The sequence below is a fragment of the Cupriavidus pauculus genome (assembly GCF_022179805.1).
GTDB lineage: Bacteria > Pseudomonadota > Gammaproteobacteria > Burkholderiales > Burkholderiaceae > Cupriavidus > Cupriavidus pauculus_E.
Window position 1 is genome coordinate 323652 of sequence record NZ_BPUO01000001.1, and the last position, 15074, is coordinate 338725.

The following is a 15074-nucleotide window of genomic DNA, read 5'->3' on the forward strand; positions in this document are numbered from 1 at the left end:
GGTGGCGTGTCCGGATTGCAGGAGGGCGCAAGGTATGATGGCGCCTGTCCCGAACGCGTTTTTGCCCTCCCCGCCATGTCCGCCACACCCACCACCCCCGCTACCCCGACCCCGGAAACCATCCAGACCGACGTGCTGATCGTCGGCGCCGGCCCCGTGGGCCTGTTCGCGGCGTTCCAGGCGGGTGTGCTGGGGCTCAAGTGCGAACTCATCGACGTGCTGGACCGCGCGGGCGGCCAGTGCACCGAGCTGTATCCGGAAAAGCCGATCTACGACATCCCGGCCGTGCCGGGCTGCCTGGCGCAGGATCTGGTGGACCGGCTGCTCGAACAATGCGCACCGTTTGCGTTTCCGATGCACTTCGGCCAGCGCGCGCAGTCGGTTTCCGATAGCGCCGGCACCAACGGCCATCCGCGCCTGCTGGTGACCACCGATGGCGGCAAGCGGTTCGACGTGGCCGCCGTGCTGATCTGCGCCGGCGCCGGCGCGTTTGCCCCGCAGCGCGTGTCACTGCCCGAGGCCGCCGCGCTGGAAGACCGCCACGTGCACTACGCCGTGCGCGACGTCTCGCGCTTTGCGGGCAAGCGCGTGATCGTGGCCGGTGGCGGCGACTCGGCGCTGGATTGGGCGATGGCGCTGCGCAAGGTAGCGGCACGCGTGACACTGCTGCATCGGCGCGAGGGTTTCCGTGCGGCCGATCATACGGTCAACGCGATGCGCGCCGCCGTCGAAGCGGGCGAGATGGATTTCGTGGTCGGCATGCTCGGCAGCCTGCAGACCGGCGAAGCGGGCACGCTCACGCACGCCGGCATCAAGACTCGCGATGGCGACCGCACCGTCGAGGCCGACGAGCTGGTGGCGCTGTACGGCCTGGTGTCTGAGCCCGGCCCGATCGCCCAATGGGACCTCGACATGCGCGCCGGCCGCATCCAGATCGACGACACCACCACCTACGAAACGTCCCGCCGCGGCATCTTCGCGGCCGGCGACATCGCGGTCTATCCGAACAAGCAGAAGCTGATCCTGTCCGGCTTCCACGAGGCCGCGCTGGCGCTGCGGCGCGCCTACCACTATGCGTTCCCGGAAAAGACGCTCGTGCATATGCATACGAGCAACAATCCGGCGCTGAAGGAAAAGCTGACGCATTGAGCGTCACCCCTGCCGCTGCTTCGCTCCCCTCTCCCGCGCGCGGGAGAGGGGAGAAAACCACCAGGGAGAATCCAACCCCTACCCCAAAAACTCCTCGATCAAATTCGCCACCACCTGCGGCTGGTCGTGGTGAAGCATATGCCCGGCATCGTCCACGAACACCTCGCGGAAGTCCGGGAAGGCGCGGAAGCGCTCCCTGAATTCGGCGATGTCCTGCTTGTGCGCGATATGTTTGAGCGTGGCGGAATCGCGCGCTTCCACGTGCAGCACGGGCGCGGTGACCTTGGCCCAGATGGCCATGATCTCGTCGATGCGGTACAGCGTGGGGTTGGTCATCTTGTGCGCGGCATCGCCCAGGATCTCCCAACGACCCGCCTCGTTGCGGCGCGACCAGTGCGCGGCCAGGAACGCGGCGCGGTCATCGGGTAGCCGCGGATTGGTCTTCTGCAGACGCGCCGCCACGGCGGCCTCGCTCTCGTAGGTCTTCAGTTCGGGCGGGGTGCGCAGTTCGTCGAGCCAGCGCGCCAGACGGCCCGGCGCCTGGTCCGGACGCGTGCGCGTGAGCCCGAATCCTTCCAGATCCACCACGCGGCGCACACGCTCGGGCCGTACACCGGCGTAGATGCAGACCACGTTGGCGCCCATGCTGTGGCCCACCAGGTCAACCTGCCCTTCGGGCTGGTAGTGGTCGAGCAGCGCTTCCAGGTCAGCCACATAGTCGGGAAACCAGTACGAGCGCGTGCCCGGAAACTGCGTCGGGAAATCGGACTCGCCAAAGCCGCGCCAGTCCATGGCGATGACATGCCAGTCGCGCTGGAACGCGTCGACCAGGAACTGGAACGACGCGGCCACGTCCATCCAGCCATGGAGCATGAACAGCTTCTGGGCGCCGGGTTGTCCCCAGTGGCGTACGTGCGTGCGCAGGCCGCGCAGCGTGATAAATTCGGCGTGCGAAGTTTCCGTGATGGTCATGGTGTCTACCCTCTGTGCCCGGGTCTTCTGTCTTTTGATGATGCGCGCGCAATCCATGGTAACGACCACGCGGCAGCCCGGATAAAAATAGAACGATCGTTCGTTTGCTGGATTATAGCCATATGGCTATCCGCAGCGGGCAAGAACATTGGAGACAATTGCATGACCGCCTTGCCGGCCACCCGCCGTGACGACTATCACGCGTTGCACGAATCGTTCCGCTGGAACGTGCCCGAGCACTTCAACCTGGCCGATGTCTGCTGCGGCCGCTGGGCCCGCGATCCGGCCACGGCGAACCGCATTGCCGTTCATACCGAGCACGAAGACGGTCGGCGCGCGTCGTACACCTATGCGCATATCCAGGCCGAGGCCAATCGCCTGTCCTGCGCTTTGCGCGACCTGGGCGTGCAACGCGGCGACCGCGTGGCGATCGTCATGCCCCAGCGCATCGAAACCGTCATCGCGGGCATGGCCGTGTACCAGCTTGGCGCCGTGGCCATGCCGCTGTCGATGCTGTTCGGGCCCGAGGCCCTGTCCTACCGCATCGACCACAGCGAAACACGCGTGGCCATTGCCGACGAAACCTCGATCGACAACCTGCTGGCCGCCCGTCCCGAATGCCCGACGCTGAAGACCATCGTCGGCGTGGGCGAAGCCATCGGGCGCGGCGATCTGGACTGGGACACGCTGCTGGCCGCGCAACTGCCCACCTTCACGGCCGAGCAGACCAAGGCCGACGAAGCCGCGGTGCTGATCTACACCAGCGGCACCACGGGGCCGCCCAAGGGCGCGGTGATTCCGCACCGTGCGCTGATCGGCAACCTGACCGGCTTTGTCTGTTCGCAGAACTGGTACCCGCAGGACGACGACGTGTTCTGGAGCCCCGCCGACTGGGCCTGGACCGGTGGCCTGTGGGACGCACTGATGCCGGCCCTGTATTTTGGACGGCCGATCGTCGGCTATCAGGGCCGCTTTTCGGCGGAGCGCGCGTTCGAACTGCTGGAACGCTACGGCGTCACCAACACGTTCCTGTTCCCCACCGCGCTGAAGCAGATGATGAAGGCGTGCCCCGCGCCTTCAGAGAAATACGACCTCAAGCTGCGCGCCATCATGAGCGCCGGCGAGGCCGTGGGCGAAACGGTGTTCACGTGGTGCCGCGACGCGCTGGGCGTGATCGTCAACGAGATGTTCGGCCAGACCGAGATCAACTACATCGTCGGCAACTGCACCGCGCAGTACGACGACAATCGTCTGGGCTGGCCGGCACGGCCGGGATCGATGGGGCGGCCCTACCCTGGTCACCGCGTGGCCGTGATCGACGATGACGGCAAGCCCTGCGCTCCGGGCGAGGACGGCGAGGTGGCGGTCTGCGCCACCGATATCCACGGTCATCCCGATCCGGTCTTCTTCCTGGGCTACTGGAAGAACGATGCCGCCACGGCGGGCAAGTATTCGGAGTTCAATGGGCTGCGGTGGTGCCGCACGGGCGACCTGGCGCGCATGGACGACGACGGCTACCTCTGGTACCAGGGTCGCGCCGACGACGTGTTCAAGTCGTCGGGCTATCGCATCGGGCCGAGCGAGATCGAGAACTGCCTGCTCAAGCATCCGGCTGTGTCCAACTGCGCGGTAGTGCCGTCGCCGGACCCCGAGCGCGGCGCCATCGTCAAGGCATTCGTGGTGCTGACGCCGGCCGTGGCACGTTCGTTCGACAACGACGCGGCGCTGGTTGCCGAACTGCAGCAGCATGTACGCGGCCAACTGGCGCCGTACGAATACCCGAAGGCCATCGAATTCATCGACCAGTTGCCGATGACCACCACGGGCAAGATCCAGCGCCGCGTGCTGCGGCTCATGGAACAGGAGCGCGCGGCAAAAGCGGGTTAAGGGAGGCTGGCCGCCTAGCCGGCCGACGCCTCCAGCCAGGCCAGTTCATCCTCGTCGAACCCGGCCGCGCGCCGGGCATCGAGGTTGAACGGGCCGCGCAGCTTCGGTGCCTTGTACTGATCGGAAAGTTGCGCGTAGGTGGCCACGGGTTCGAGTCCGCGCTGCGTGCAGAGCCAGCGGTACCAGCGGTTGCCGATGGCCACATGCCCCACTTCGTCGCGCAGGATGATGTCGATGATCTCGGCGGCTGCCTGGTCGCCGGCATCGGCCAGCTTGGCGCGCACCGGCGGCGAGGCGTCGAGCCCGCGCGCCTCCAGCGTGCGCGGCACCAGCGCCATGCGCGCCAGCACGTCGCCCGACGTCTTGTCAGTCATCTCCCACAAGCTGTTGTGCGCCGGAAAATCGCCATACGCGGCGCCCAGCGTCTGCAGATGATTGGCCAGCAGCGTGAAGTGATAAGCCTCTTCGTCGGCCACACGCAGCCAGTCGCGGTAGTAGGCCGCCGGCATGCCGGAAAAACGCCAGACCGCATCGAGCGCGAGGTTGATCGCGTTGAACTCGATATGGCACAGCGCGTGAATCATGTTGGCCCGGCCTGTCGTGGTGTGGATGGACCGGCGCCGCTCCACGCGCATCGGCGGCACCAGCTCGGGGCGCGCGGGACGGCCCGGCACTGCATCGGGCTCCGCCACGAGTTCTTCATCGGCATCGACTACCGTGTCCTGTCCGGCCTGCAACGCCGCCAGCACATCGGCATGGAGCGCGCGCGCCGCGGCGGCCTTGGCGCGGGCATCGGTCATGCAAAGCACATCGAGCGCGCGCTGCCGTGCGGAAAAAGGCGCGCCGAGTGGCGTTTGCGCGATATCGGCAGATGCGATCACGGGCATAAGGCGTAAAATTCGGGAAGCCGCCATTGTAGAGCCTCGCCGGCCCGATGCCCGAGCCTGGCTCGGCCGATTGCCCAGCCCGTTCCAGAGGCTCTTTTAATCCGGGCGGCCATCCCCAATTACGCACATTCAGCAGGAGACCCCATGGCGCTTTACCAGCTCGGCGATATTGCCCCGAAAATTCACGAGGATGCCTACGTGGCGGCGGAAGCCACCATCATCGGCAACGTGACGCTCAAGGCGCGTGCAAGCGCCTGGCCGGGTGTCGTGATGCGCGGCGACAACGAGCCGATCGTGGTGGGCGAAGACACCAACATCCAGGAAGGCTCGGTGCTGCATACCGATCCGGGCCGGCCGCTGACGCTGGGCGACAAGGTGTCGGTAGGCCACCAGGCCATGCTGCACGGCTGCACGGTGGGCGAAGGCTCGCTGATCGGCATCCAGGCCGTGGTGCTCAATGGGGCCGTGATCGGCAAGGAATGCCTGGTGGGCGCGGGTGCCGTGGTCACCGAGAACAAGGTGTTTCCGGACCGATCCCTGATCCTGGGCGCGCCCGCCAAGGTGGTGCGCGAACTGACCGATGACGATGTGGCCAACCTCTATCGCAACGCCGAGACGTATGCGAAGCGGCAGGCCGTGTACAAGACCGAACTCAAGCGCATCGGCTGATTGCCGCCGTCGATTGCGCCGACTTAACCGCCAGACAGAACCGTGACTGCTTCCTCGAATCCCGATACGCTCCAGAAATTCCTCTTTGATGCTGCCCCCGTGCGTGGCGAATTCGTCCGCATGGAGGCCACCTGGCAAGAGGTGCTGAGCCGCCACGCCTATCCGCAGCCGGTACGGCGCGTGCTGGGCGAGATGATGGCGGCCGCGGCGCTGCTGTCGGCCAACCTCAAGTTCAACGGCGCCCTGGTCATGCAGCTGCATGGCGACGGCCCGGTGCGCATGCTGGTGGTGGAATGCCTGTCCGACCTGTCGATGCGCGCCACGGCCAAGATTGCCGAGGACGCCGAGATCGCCGACGACGCCACGCTGCGACAGCTCGTCAACGTGCACGGCAAGGGCCGCTTTGCCATCACGCTCGATCCAAAGGACAAGCTGCCGGGCCAGCAGCCCTACCAGGGCATCGTGCCGCTGGCCGACGAACACGGCCCGCTGGCCACGATGACCGAGGTGCTTGAGCACTACATGCTGGCGTCGGAGCAGCTCGACACCCGCCTCTGGCTCGGTTCGAACGACCAGGTGGCGGCCGGCATGCTGCTGCAGAAGCTGCCGTCGTACGGCGGCACGGCCGGCGCGCAAGTGGGCGAAACCGGCGCCGCACTAACCGACGAAGGCGAAGCGCAGGACCTGGACACCTGGGACCGTGCCTGCCAGCTCGGTGCCACGCTCAAGGAAGAAGAACTGCTGGCGGAGACGCCGGAAACGCTGCTGCGCCGCCTGTTCTGGGAAGAAGTGGAGAACGCCGGCCTGCGTGTGTTCGAGCCGATGACGCCGCACTTCCAGTGCTCGTGCTCGCGCGAAAAAGTGGCGGGCATGCTGCAGACGCTGGGCCAGGAAGAAATCGAAAGCATCATCGCCGAGCGCGGCGACGTGGAGATCCACTGCGATTTCTGCGGCCAGCGCTATGCGTTTGATCCGGTGGATGCGGCTCAATTGTTCACCGCCCCGGTGGCCACGGGTGCGGGTGACGGCGCGAAGCAGCAGCATTGAGGCTGGCTGGTTGGCCTAGGTTTGCCTGGTTTGGCTTGATTTGCCTGGTTTTGCTCCCCTCTCCCCCCGCGCGGGAGAGGGGTTGGGGGTGAGGGCGCAGCGGTTCAAATTGCGATTCGTCACAGTTTGAGCCGCCTGCCCTCACCCCTGCCCCTCTCCCAGAGGGAGAGGGGAAAGACTACGGGGTCCGATGGAAAAACCCCTCCGTACGGAACCACACACACCCGTCGCGGGGTCCAATGGCATGCTTGTAGCCGTTCGAACGGAGTCCGACATGACAGCGACCATTCGTTCCCGATCCGCCCTTGCACTGGCCAGCGCGCTGGCAGTGGCTGCCCTGGCAACGGGCTGCGCGGCGCCAGTCCCGCGTGACGTCAACGGTGTGCCCGCCACGGCGCGGTTGCCCGACAACGCGATTCCTCCCGCTCCGCTCAATGACGCGCAGCGCCAGCGGCTAGGCGCACTCAATCAGCAGATCCTTCAGGAACAGGCCGCGGTGATGGCCAGCGAGCAGTCGGCCGCCGCATGGAGCCGAGCTGCCTACTATCCGAACACGAGCCTGAGCCTCTATGGCGGCTGGGGCAGCGGCGGATGGGGTGGTAGTGGCTGGGGTGCCGGTGTGGGTCTGGGATTCCCGGCCTATGGCTACGGCGGGTACCCCTACGGCGGCTGGTGGTAGCCGGCGTTTGGCCGATGAAGCCTAGTGGCCGCCGCGTCCGGCGACGGAATTGGCGGGCGGCGGCAACGGCGGCGTGGCGCTGACCTTCGGGGCCGGAGCCACGAACTGGACGAAAACCTCGTCGTCCTTGACCATGCCCAGCTCGTAGCGGGCGCGCTCCTCGATGGCGCCGGTGCCGTCCTGGAGGTCCTTTACTTCCCCTTCCAGCTTGGCATTGCGCAACTTCAGCGCCTGAATGTGGGTAGCCTGCTCGCCGACCTGGCGATTCAGGTCCCAAACACGCAGCCAGCCGCCCTTGCCCAGCCAGAGCGGGTACTGAATGGCCAGCAACAGCACGAACAACAGCAGCGAAATCAGGCGCATCGGGGCAATAGGCGCAATGGAAACGGCTGCCCGGGCGGGCAAATCCAATGGGCACCAATGATCCATCAAGCGGGCGCGGATTGCAAAGCAAAAGACGCTACAAAGCGCAACAACGGTGCATCGAGCGCACGATATCGGCACAATCGCCACACCTGAAACGAAAAACGCCGCCCCGGCAGCAACCGGTGGCGGCGTTTTTCATGGCCAGCTTGCGGTCAGACCGCCTGCTGGCTCAAGGCATCAGCGCAGGTTGTAGAACGCGCTCTTGCCCGGGTACGTGGCGATATCGCCCAGGTCTTCCTCGATGCGGATCAGCTGGTTGTACTTGGCGATACGGTCCGAACGCGACAGCGAGCCGGTCTTGATCTGGCCAGCGTTGGTGCCCACGGCGATGTCGGCAATCGTGCTGTCCTCGGTCTCGCCCGAACGGTGCGAGATCACGGCGGTGTAGCCAGCGCGCTTGGCCATCTCGATGGCGGCGAACGTCTCGGTCAGCGTACCGATCTGGTTGATCTTGATCAGGATCGAGTTGCCGATGCCCTTCTCGATGCCTTCCTTCAGGATCTTGGTGTTGGTCACGAACAGGTCGTCACCCACCAACTGCACGCGCTTGCCCAGCTTGTCGGTCAGCGTCTTCCAGCCTTCCCAGTCGCCTTCAGCCATGCCGTCCTCGATCGACACGATCGGGAACTTGTCGCACAGGTTGGCCAGGTAGTCGGCGAATTGCGTCGACGACAGCTTCAGGCCTTCACCTTCCAGCGCGTAGACGTCTTCGGCTTCGTGGTAGAACTCGCTCGCGGCGCAGTCCAGCGCCAGCAGCACGTCGTCACCCATCTTGTAGCCGGCCTTCTCGACGGCTTGCACGATCGTGTTCAGGCATTCCTCGTTCGACGAGAAGTTCGGCGCGAAACCGCCTTCGTCGCCCACGGCCGTCGACATGCCCTTGTCGGCCAGGATCTTCTTCAGCGCGTGGAACACCTCGGCGCCGCAACGCAGGGCTTCACGGAAGCTGGTCTGCGACACGGGCATGATCATGAATTCCTGGATATCCAGGCTGTTGTTGGCGTGCGCGCCACCGTTGACGATGTTCATCATCGGCACCGGCATCTGCATCGCGCCCGAACCGCCGAAGTAGCGGTACAGCGGCAGGCCGGCTTCCTCGGCGGCAGCCTTGGCCACGGCCATCGACACGGCCAGCATGGCGTTGGCGCCCAGGCGTGCCTTGTTCTCGGTGCCGTCCAGTTCGATCAGCGTGCGGTCCAGGAACGCCTGCTCGGACGCATCCAGGCCCATGATCGCTTCGGAGATCTCGGTGTTGATGTGCTCGACGGCCTTCAGCACGCCCTTGCCCAGGTAACGGGCCTTGTCGCCGTCACGCAGTTCGATGGCTTCGCGCGAGCCGGTCGATGCACCCGACGGCACGGCGGCACGGCCCATCACGCCCGACTCCAGCAGCACGTCGCACTCGACAGTGGGATTGCCGCGCGAGTCCAGCACCTCGCGACCGATGATATCTACGATTGCACTCATATTTCCTCTCAGGACTGTTGAATCTTCGTGAATCTTCTACGTGCCAGATGACGGATGAAAGTCTCAGACGCCTTCCACGACGATCATGTTCATCTTTGCCGAATGCTCGCGGGATTTGCGCGCCGCTAGGTATTCCTCGCTGTCGTAGAACGCCTTCGCGGCCTCGTAGCTCTGGAACTTCAGCACCACCACACGCGTCGGCGCCAGGTCGCCTTCCAGCCGTTCGGTCTTGCCGCCACGCACCAGGACTTCCGCGCCATGGGCCTGCATGGCCCGCGTGGAAAGCACCTTGTACTCTTCGTACTGCTGGGGATCCGTCACGTCGACGTACGCGATGATAAGGCCGGTGGCCATACGCTATCTCCGAATCTTTTGTATTGTCTTTCGATACTGGTGCGTCATTGCCGGCAGGCATTCACCTGCGGCGCAACGTCCAGAAGCGAATCCGCCCGCGACAGGCGCGGGCGGCGGGTACTGCAGGTGGCTCAGGCGCAGGCCGGCCAGCCGAAGTTGTCTTCCAGGAAGCCGGCGCGCTTGACCATGGTGTCCAGGTCCTTCAGCACGGCCAGCAGTTCCTTCATGCGCGACAGCGGCACCGCGTTGGGGCCGTCGGACATCGCCTTGCTCGGGTCCGGATGGGTTTCCATGAACAGACCCGCCACGCCAGTGGCCACCGCGGCACGCGACAGCACCGGCACGAATTCGCGCTGGCCGCCCGAGCTGGTGCCTTGCCCGCCCGGCAACTGCACCGAGTGGGTGGCATCGAACACGACGGGCGCTGCGGTTTCCCGCATGATCGCCAGCGAGCGCATGTCCGAGACGAGGTTGTTATAGCCAAACGAGGCACCGCGCTCGCAGGCCATGAACACGTCATCGGGCAGACCGGCCTCGCGGGCCGCATCGCGCGCCTTGTCGATCACGTTCTTCATGTCGTGCGGCGCCAGGAACTGCCCCTTCTTGATGTTCACCGGACGGCCGCTCTGGGCGCACGCACGGATGAAATCGGTCTGGCGGCACAGGAACGCCGGCGTCTGCAGCACGTCCACCACGGCGGAGACGGGCTTGATCTCGTCGATCTCGTGGATGTCCGTCAGCACGGGCACGCCGATCTCGCGTTTCACGGTGGCCAGGATCTCCAGACCCTTTTCCATGCCGAGACCACGGAACGACTTGCCCGACGACCGGTTGGCCTTGTCGAACGACGACTTGTAGATAAACGGGATGCCCAGCTCGCCGGTAATCGCCTTGAGCTCGCCAGCCGTGTCGAGCGCCATCTGCTCGGACTCGATGACACACGGGCCGGCGATCAGGAAGAACGGCTTGTCGAGACCGACATCGAATCCGCACAGTTTCATGGCTTATCTCCTTCGTCGCGACGCGTCAGGCGCCCTTGCGCTGCTGCGCGGCCAGCGCGGCTTCCACGTAGGCCTTGAACAGCGGATGACCGTCACGCGGCGTGGACGTGAATTCCGGGTGGAACTGCACGCCGACGAACCACGGGTGCATCGACTCGGGCAATTCCATCATTTCCGGCAGGTTCTCGGTCGGCGTGCGCGCCGAAATCACCATGCCCGCCTTTTCCAGCTGCGGCACGTAGTGATTGTTGACCTCGTAACGGTGACGGTGGCGCTCGTTGACTTCGGCGCCGTAGATCTGCGCGGCCTTGGTGCCGGACTGGATGGGCACGCGTTGCGCGCCCAGGCGCATCGTGCCGCCCAGGTCGGATTCGGCCGAACGCTGTTCCACCTTGCCCTCGCGGTCCACCCACTCGGTGATCAGTGCGACCACCGGGTGTTCGGTTTCGACGTTGAATTCGGTCGAATTGGCATCGCCCATGCTTGCCACATGGCGCGCGAACTCGATCACGGCCAGCTGCATGCCCAGGCAGATGCCCAGGTACGGCACCTTGTTCTCGCGGGCGTACTGGATCGCGCGGATCTTGCCTTCCGTGCCGCGCTTGCCGAAACCGCCCGGCACCAGGATGGCGTCCAGCGGCTGCAGCACTTCGAGATGGCCCGATTCCAGTTCCTCGGAATCGATGTACTCGATATTGACGCGCGTGGCCGTATGCATGCCGGCGTGGCGCAAGGCCTCGATCAGCGACTTGTACGACTCGGTTAGGTCGACGTACTTGCCAACCATGCCGATCTTGATCTCGTGCGCGGGGTTTTCCTGCGCGTTCACCAGCTTCTGCCACATCGACAGGTCGGCCGGCTTCGGATCCAGGCGCAGTTCCTCGCAGATCAGGCGGTCAAGGCCCTGCTCGTTGAGCATCTGCGGGATCTTGTAGATGCTGTCGGCATCCCACACCGAAATCACGGCGTCTTGCGGGATGTTGGCGAACAGCGAAATCTTGGCGCGCTCGTCGTCCGGAATCGGACGGTCGGCGCGGCACAGCAGCGCGGTCGGCGAAATACCGATTTCACGGAGCTTCTGCACCGAGTGCTGGGTGGGCTTGGTCTTGAGCTCGCCAGCGCTGGCGATGAACGGCACCAGCGTCAGGTGCACGAACGCGCAATGGTTGCGGCCCATGCGCAGGCTCATCTGGCGCGCGGCTTCCAGGAACGGCAGCGATTCGATATCGCCCACCGTGCCGCCGATTTCAACCAGCGCCACGTCGGCCTTGCCGTCGTGCGAAGCGGCCGCGCCGCGTTCCACGAATGCCTGGATTTCATTGGTGATATGCGGAATCACCTGCACGGTCTTGCCGAGATACTCGCCGCGACGTTCCTTGCGGATCACCGACTCATAGATCTGGCCAGTCGTGAAGTTGTTCGACTTGCGCATCTTGGCCGAAACAAAGCGCTCGTAGTGACCCAGATCCAGGTCAGTTTCGGCGCCATCCTCGGTCACGAACACCTCGCCATGCTGGAAAGGGCTCATCGTGCCGGGGTCGACATTGATGTAGGGATCGAGCTTGAGGAGGGTGACTTTGAGGCCGCGCGACTCGAGAATAGCCGCGAGCGAAGCAGCAGCGATGCCCTTGCCGAGAGAAGAGACGACGCCACCGGTGACGAAGACGAATTTGGTCATAAACCGAGCTTGCCGGGGAAATCGGGATTATACATGAGACCCCGCCCGCCGCCGACCCGGATTTTGTGACATGGACGGCTTGACGCCGGCCCCCCGTAGTGCCTCTGCGTCCCCGCCTGCGCGCCCTCCCCGCCGCTGCGGCGCATGCGCCGCTCAAGCGTCCGGCAGGCAGGTAGGTAGACTCAGTGCCCGCCCTGGCGCATCTGCGCGATCAGGTCGCGCACCACGCCGGCGGTCTCCAGCGGCCGCTCCATCGGATACAGGTGCCCGCCCTCCACAAAGCGCAGGCGGTCTCCCACGAGCTTGCGCGTGGCGCCCAGCCCTACCTGGCGGATTTCGCGCGATTTCGTGCCTGCCACAAAGCTGACCGGCACCGGCGCGCCATGCGCCACGCGGCGGCCCAGGCTGGTGGGCAACGTACGATAGATGCGGTATTCGACGTCGCGGTCGAAGCGCAGGCGGCGCTCGGCAGCGCGGCCGGTGGGCTCGGTGCCGAGTTCGGCGTAGTCGCGCAACACCTCGGGGTCCCAGACCTGGAAATTCCGCTTGGCCTGGAAATGGGTCCACACCGATTCGGTGTCGGGCCAGTGCGTGCGCCGATTCTTGGTCACGGCGGCGGGGCTTGGCTTTTCGTCGAGGCCAAGCACCTGCGACGCACGCAGCAGCGAAGCCCGCCAGCCGGCGATGATCGGCGAATCGAGCATGACCACCCCGCGCACGCGCTGCGGCTCGCGCAGCGCGGCCATCAGCGACAGGAATCCGCCCAGCGAATGCCCCACCAGCCAGACCTTGCGGTCATCGGCACCTTCACGCCGCGCACGGCCGATCTCGCGCAGCAGTTCATCCACGAGGTTGGGCCATTCCCGCGTGACCGGGTACTTCGGATCGTGGCCATAGCGTTCGACCGCGCGCAACTCGAAATCGTCTTCCAGAGCGCCGAACAGCTTGCGATACGTGGGTACTGGAAAACCGTTGGCGTGGGAGAACAGCAGGATGTCGCGCATGGGTCGGGGGCAAGGTGAAGATCGGATCGCCGCAAAGTGTACTGCGGCGATCGGCCCGTTCGGCGCCGCGCCGGGGCCATGCGCGTAGACGTTTTCCTCTACCAGGCCTGCCTAGCGGTGGTCGCGCCGTGCCCGCACGGGCTGGCCCCAGCGGTCGGCCTCGTCACGCGCCAGCGGAAACTCGGCCGGCTGGCCGGCATCCCATTCGGGGTTGTTGATCTCGCCGAAAACCTGGCGCAGGCGCTGGCCCCAGGTATCGCGGATCATGCGGAAATAGGCGTTCTTCTCGTCGATGTTGACGAAGCGGGTCACCTGCAGCGTTTCGGCTTCGTAGACCAGCAGGTCCAGCGGCAGGCCCACCGAGATATTCGACTTCAGCGTCGAGTCCATCGAGATCAGCGCGCACTTGGCCGCCTCGCCCAGCGGCAGGTTCGGCGCCACCACGCGGTCGATGATCGGTTTGCCGTACTTGGCTTCGCCAATCTGGAAGTAGCAGTTCTCGGGCGTGGCTTCGACGAAGTTGCCGGCCGCGTAGATATTGAACAGCCGCGTGCGCTCGCCCCGGATCTGGCCGCCAAAGATCATGCTGACGTTGAAGTCGATGCCGGCCTCGCGCAGCGCATGGGCATCGCGCTTGTGCACGGCGCGCACGGCGTCGCCGACGATGGTGGCGGCCTCGAACATGTCGCGGGCGGTCCACAACGAGCGCTTCTCGTCACGCGAGTCCACCAGCAACTGGCGCACCGACTGGCTGATGGCCAGGTTGCCGGCCGTCATCAGCACCAGCACGCGGTCGCCGGCCTCTTCGAAGACGGTCATCTTGCGCGCGGTGGAGATGGCATCGACACCGGCATTGGTTCGGGAATCCGACAGGAATACCAGGCCGGCATCCAGCCGCATGGCTACGCAGTACGTCATGTTGTGTGTTATTGGCGACGGCAAGATTGCATTCTAGCCGCTCGGGGGAAACGGAAACTGTTTGAAAACCCGTCAGGCAGCGGGTGTGATCGCGATATCGACTTCCAGCGTCTCGCCGGCGCCGCCTTCGAGAATGCCCCGGATCGGTGCAGCCGACGCATAGTCGCGCCCCACGGCGAGCCGTACATGGCGCGCATCTGTCACACATCGGTGCGTGACGTCGATGCTGCACCAGAGCCCCTGGTCGGCGTCGAGGCAGATGTCCGCCCAGGCATGGCTGGCCAGTGCCGTCGCGGCGGGGTCATAGAAGTATCCACTGACATAGCGGGCCGGCACGCCCAGCGCGCGGCAGGCGGCCACCATGACCTGGGCCTGGTCCTGGCACACGCCGCTGCCCTTGCGGAACGCTTCGGCGGCGGACGTGCCGACATCGGTGGTATTGGCCTCGTAGCGGACGCGGTCGGCAATGCCGCCGGCCAGCGCCAGCAACGCCGGGGCGTCGTGCCCGGCGGCCAGGTATGGCGCGGCGAATGCCCGCATGTCGGCAGGCGCCTGCGTCAGCGGCGTAGCCGCCATGAAGTAAAGCGGCGACACGCGCGACTCGCCCGCCTCGGGCGTGTCAACGAAGCCGCAATGGTCGCCCTCGCCGGCCTTCACTTCCACTTCTCCCGTGGCGGTGATGGCGATCGTATGGGCCGGCCCGGCCATGGTGAAGTTGTGCACGATATTGCCGAAGCCGTCGCGTGCTTCCGACAGGTTGCCCGGGGCGGACAACTGCCAGGTCTCTACCGATTGCAGCGGCCCCGAGCGTGGTGCCAGGCGCAGTTCGTGCACGCTGCGGCGCACCGCTTCGGTGTATCGGTAGACGGTCTTGTGGTGGATCCTGTATTTCACGATGCGTATCGCGCACACAGCACGGCACCTGCCAGGGCTTCA

At 65.4% G+C, this 15074-nt stretch carries 15 protein-coding genes; 5 read left to right on the forward strand and 10 right to left on the reverse strand.

The annotated features are described in order from the left end of the window. Nucleotides 1-75: 75 nt before the first annotated feature. A complete protein-coding gene (locus MFF62_RS01670) occupies nt 76-1149 on the forward strand; it encodes an NAD(P)/FAD-dependent oxidoreductase (RefSeq protein WP_238259189.1) in 1074 nt (357 codons plus the stop codon). A gap of 78 nt (nt 1150-1227) precedes the next feature. Here MFF62_RS01670 and MFF62_RS01675 read toward each other — a convergent pair whose 3' ends face one another. Continuing rightward, a complete protein-coding gene (locus MFF62_RS01675; RefSeq protein WP_238259190.1) occupies nt 1228-2121 on the reverse strand; it encodes an alpha/beta fold hydrolase in 894 nt (297 codons plus the stop codon). Nucleotides 2122-2283: 162 nt separating this feature from the next. Here MFF62_RS01675 and MFF62_RS01680 point away from each other — a divergent pair, with 162 nt between their 5' ends. Beyond that, nucleotides 2284-4008, forward strand: a complete 1725-nt coding sequence (locus MFF62_RS01680; RefSeq protein ID WP_238259191.1) for an acetate--CoA ligase — start codon at nt 2284-2286, stop codon at nt 4006-4008. Nucleotides 4009-4022: 14 nt separating this feature from the next. Here the strand turns inward: MFF62_RS01680 and MFF62_RS01685 are convergent, their stop codons facing one another. Beyond that, nucleotides 4023-4895 carry a ferritin-like domain-containing protein gene (locus MFF62_RS01685; protein WP_238259192.1) on the reverse strand — a complete coding sequence of 291 codons (873 nt, stop codon included), beginning with the start codon at nt 4893-4895 and terminating at the stop codon, nt 4023-4025. 144 nt (nt 4896-5039) lie between these two features. Here MFF62_RS01685 and MFF62_RS01690 point away from each other — a divergent pair, with 144 nt between their 5' ends. The 3 genes from MFF62_RS01690 (at nt 5040) to MFF62_RS01700 (ending at nt 7290) form a co-directional block, all read left to right on the forward strand. Beyond that, nucleotides 5040-5564, forward strand: coding sequence for a gamma carbonic anhydrase family protein (locus MFF62_RS01690; protein ID WP_238259193.1), 525 nt, complete (start codon nt 5040-5042; stop codon nt 5562-5564). 42 nt (nt 5565-5606) lie between these two features. Then, entirely contained in the window at nt 5607-6611 is a 1005-nt protein-coding gene (hslO, locus tag MFF62_RS01695; protein WP_238259194.1) for an Hsp33 family molecular chaperone HslO, read from the forward strand. A gap of 274 nt (nt 6612-6885) precedes the next feature. Beyond that, a complete protein-coding gene (locus MFF62_RS01700) occupies nt 6886-7290 on the forward strand; it encodes a hypothetical protein (RefSeq protein ID WP_238259195.1) in 405 nt (134 codons plus the stop codon). A 21-nt stretch (nt 7291-7311) separates the two neighbouring features. Here the strand turns inward: MFF62_RS01700 and ftsB are convergent, their stop codons facing one another. The 8 genes from ftsB to MFF62_RS01740 form a co-directional block, all read right to left on the reverse strand. After that, nucleotides 7312-7653: a cell division protein FtsB gene (gene ftsB, locus MFF62_RS01705; RefSeq protein WP_238259196.1), complete on the reverse strand. Its 342-nt coding sequence runs from the start codon at nt 7651-7653 to the stop codon at nt 7312-7314. 240 nt (nt 7654-7893) lie between these two features. Further along, the gene (eno, locus tag MFF62_RS01710; RefSeq protein ID WP_238259197.1) at nt 7894-9183 is read right to left on the reverse strand and encodes a phosphopyruvate hydratase; all 1290 of its coding nucleotides are present in this window, start codon (nt 9181-9183) and stop codon (nt 7894-7896) included. A 63-nt stretch (nt 9184-9246) separates the two neighbouring features. Then, nucleotides 9247-9537: a DUF1330 domain-containing protein gene (locus tag MFF62_RS01715; protein WP_238259198.1), complete on the reverse strand. Its 291-nt coding sequence runs from the start codon at nt 9535-9537 to the stop codon at nt 9247-9249. Between the two features lie 131 nt (nt 9538-9668). Beyond that, nucleotides 9669-10538, reverse strand: coding sequence for a 3-deoxy-8-phosphooctulonate synthase (kdsA, locus tag MFF62_RS01720; RefSeq protein WP_238259199.1), 870 nt, complete (start codon nt 10536-10538; stop codon nt 9669-9671). Between the two features lie 25 nt (nt 10539-10563). Then, the gene (locus MFF62_RS01725; protein WP_238259200.1) at nt 10564-12216 is read right to left on the reverse strand and encodes a CTP synthase; all 1653 of its coding nucleotides are present in this window, start codon (nt 12214-12216) and stop codon (nt 10564-10566) included. A gap of 182 nt (nt 12217-12398) precedes the next feature. Then, on the reverse strand, nt 12399-13220 hold the full coding sequence (locus tag MFF62_RS01730; protein WP_238259201.1) for an alpha/beta fold hydrolase: 822 nt from the start codon (nt 13218-13220) through the stop codon (nt 12399-12401). 111 nt (nt 13221-13331) lie between these two features. Beyond that, the gene (locus tag MFF62_RS01735; protein WP_238259202.1) at nt 13332-14138 is read right to left on the reverse strand and encodes a proteasome-type protease; all 807 of its coding nucleotides are present in this window, start codon (nt 14136-14138) and stop codon (nt 13332-13334) included. A 72-nt stretch (nt 14139-14210) separates the two neighbouring features. Next, nucleotides 14211-15032, reverse strand: a complete 822-nt coding sequence (locus MFF62_RS01740; protein ID WP_238259203.1) for a transglutaminase family protein — start codon at nt 15030-15032, stop codon at nt 14211-14213. Nucleotides 15033-15074 lie beyond the last annotated feature (42 nt).

What these genes read in the sequence shown, in the direction of transcription:
- MFF62_RS01670 (WP_238259189.1), top strand. Translation starts at nt 76, where the DNA reads ATGTCCGCCACACCCACCACCCCCGCTACCCCGACCCCGGAAACCATC.
- MFF62_RS01675 (WP_238259190.1), bottom strand. Translation starts at nt 2,121, where the DNA reads ATGACCATCACGGAAACTTCGCACGCCGAATTTATCACGCTGCGCGGC.
- MFF62_RS01680 (WP_238259191.1), top strand. Translation starts at nt 2,284, where the DNA reads ATGACCGCCTTGCCGGCCACCCGCCGTGACGACTATCACGCGTTGCAC.
- MFF62_RS01685 (WP_238259192.1), bottom strand. Translation starts at nt 4,895, where the DNA reads ATGCCCGTGATCGCATCTGCCGATATCGCGCAAACGCCACTCGGCGCG.
- MFF62_RS01690 (WP_238259193.1), top strand. Translation starts at nt 5,040, where the DNA reads ATGGCGCTTTACCAGCTCGGCGATATTGCCCCGAAAATTCACGAGGAT.
- MFF62_RS01700 (WP_238259195.1), top strand. Translation starts at nt 6,886, where the DNA reads ATGACAGCGACCATTCGTTCCCGATCCGCCCTTGCACTGGCCAGCGCG.
- ftsB (WP_238259196.1), bottom strand. Translation starts at nt 7,653, where the DNA reads ATGCGCCTGATTTCGCTGCTGTTGTTCGTGCTGTTGCTGGCCATTCAG.
- eno (WP_238259197.1), bottom strand. Translation starts at nt 9,183, where the DNA reads ATGAGTGCAATCGTAGATATCATCGGTCGCGAGGTGCTGGACTCGCGC.
- MFF62_RS01715 (WP_238259198.1), bottom strand. Translation starts at nt 9,537, where the DNA reads ATGGCCACCGGCCTTATCATCGCGTACGTCGACGTGACGGATCCCCAG.
- kdsA (WP_238259199.1), bottom strand. Translation starts at nt 10,538, where the DNA reads ATGAAACTGTGCGGATTCGATGTCGGTCTCGACAAGCCGTTCTTCCTG.
- MFF62_RS01725 (WP_238259200.1), bottom strand. Translation starts at nt 12,216, where the DNA reads ATGACCAAATTCGTCTTCGTCACCGGTGGCGTCGTCTCTTCTCTCGGC.
- MFF62_RS01730 (WP_238259201.1), bottom strand. Translation starts at nt 13,220, where the DNA reads ATGCGCGACATCCTGCTGTTCTCCCACGCCAACGGTTTTCCAGTACCC.
- MFF62_RS01735 (WP_238259202.1), bottom strand. Translation starts at nt 14,138, where the DNA reads ATGACGTACTGCGTAGCCATGCGGCTGGATGCCGGCCTGGTATTCCTG.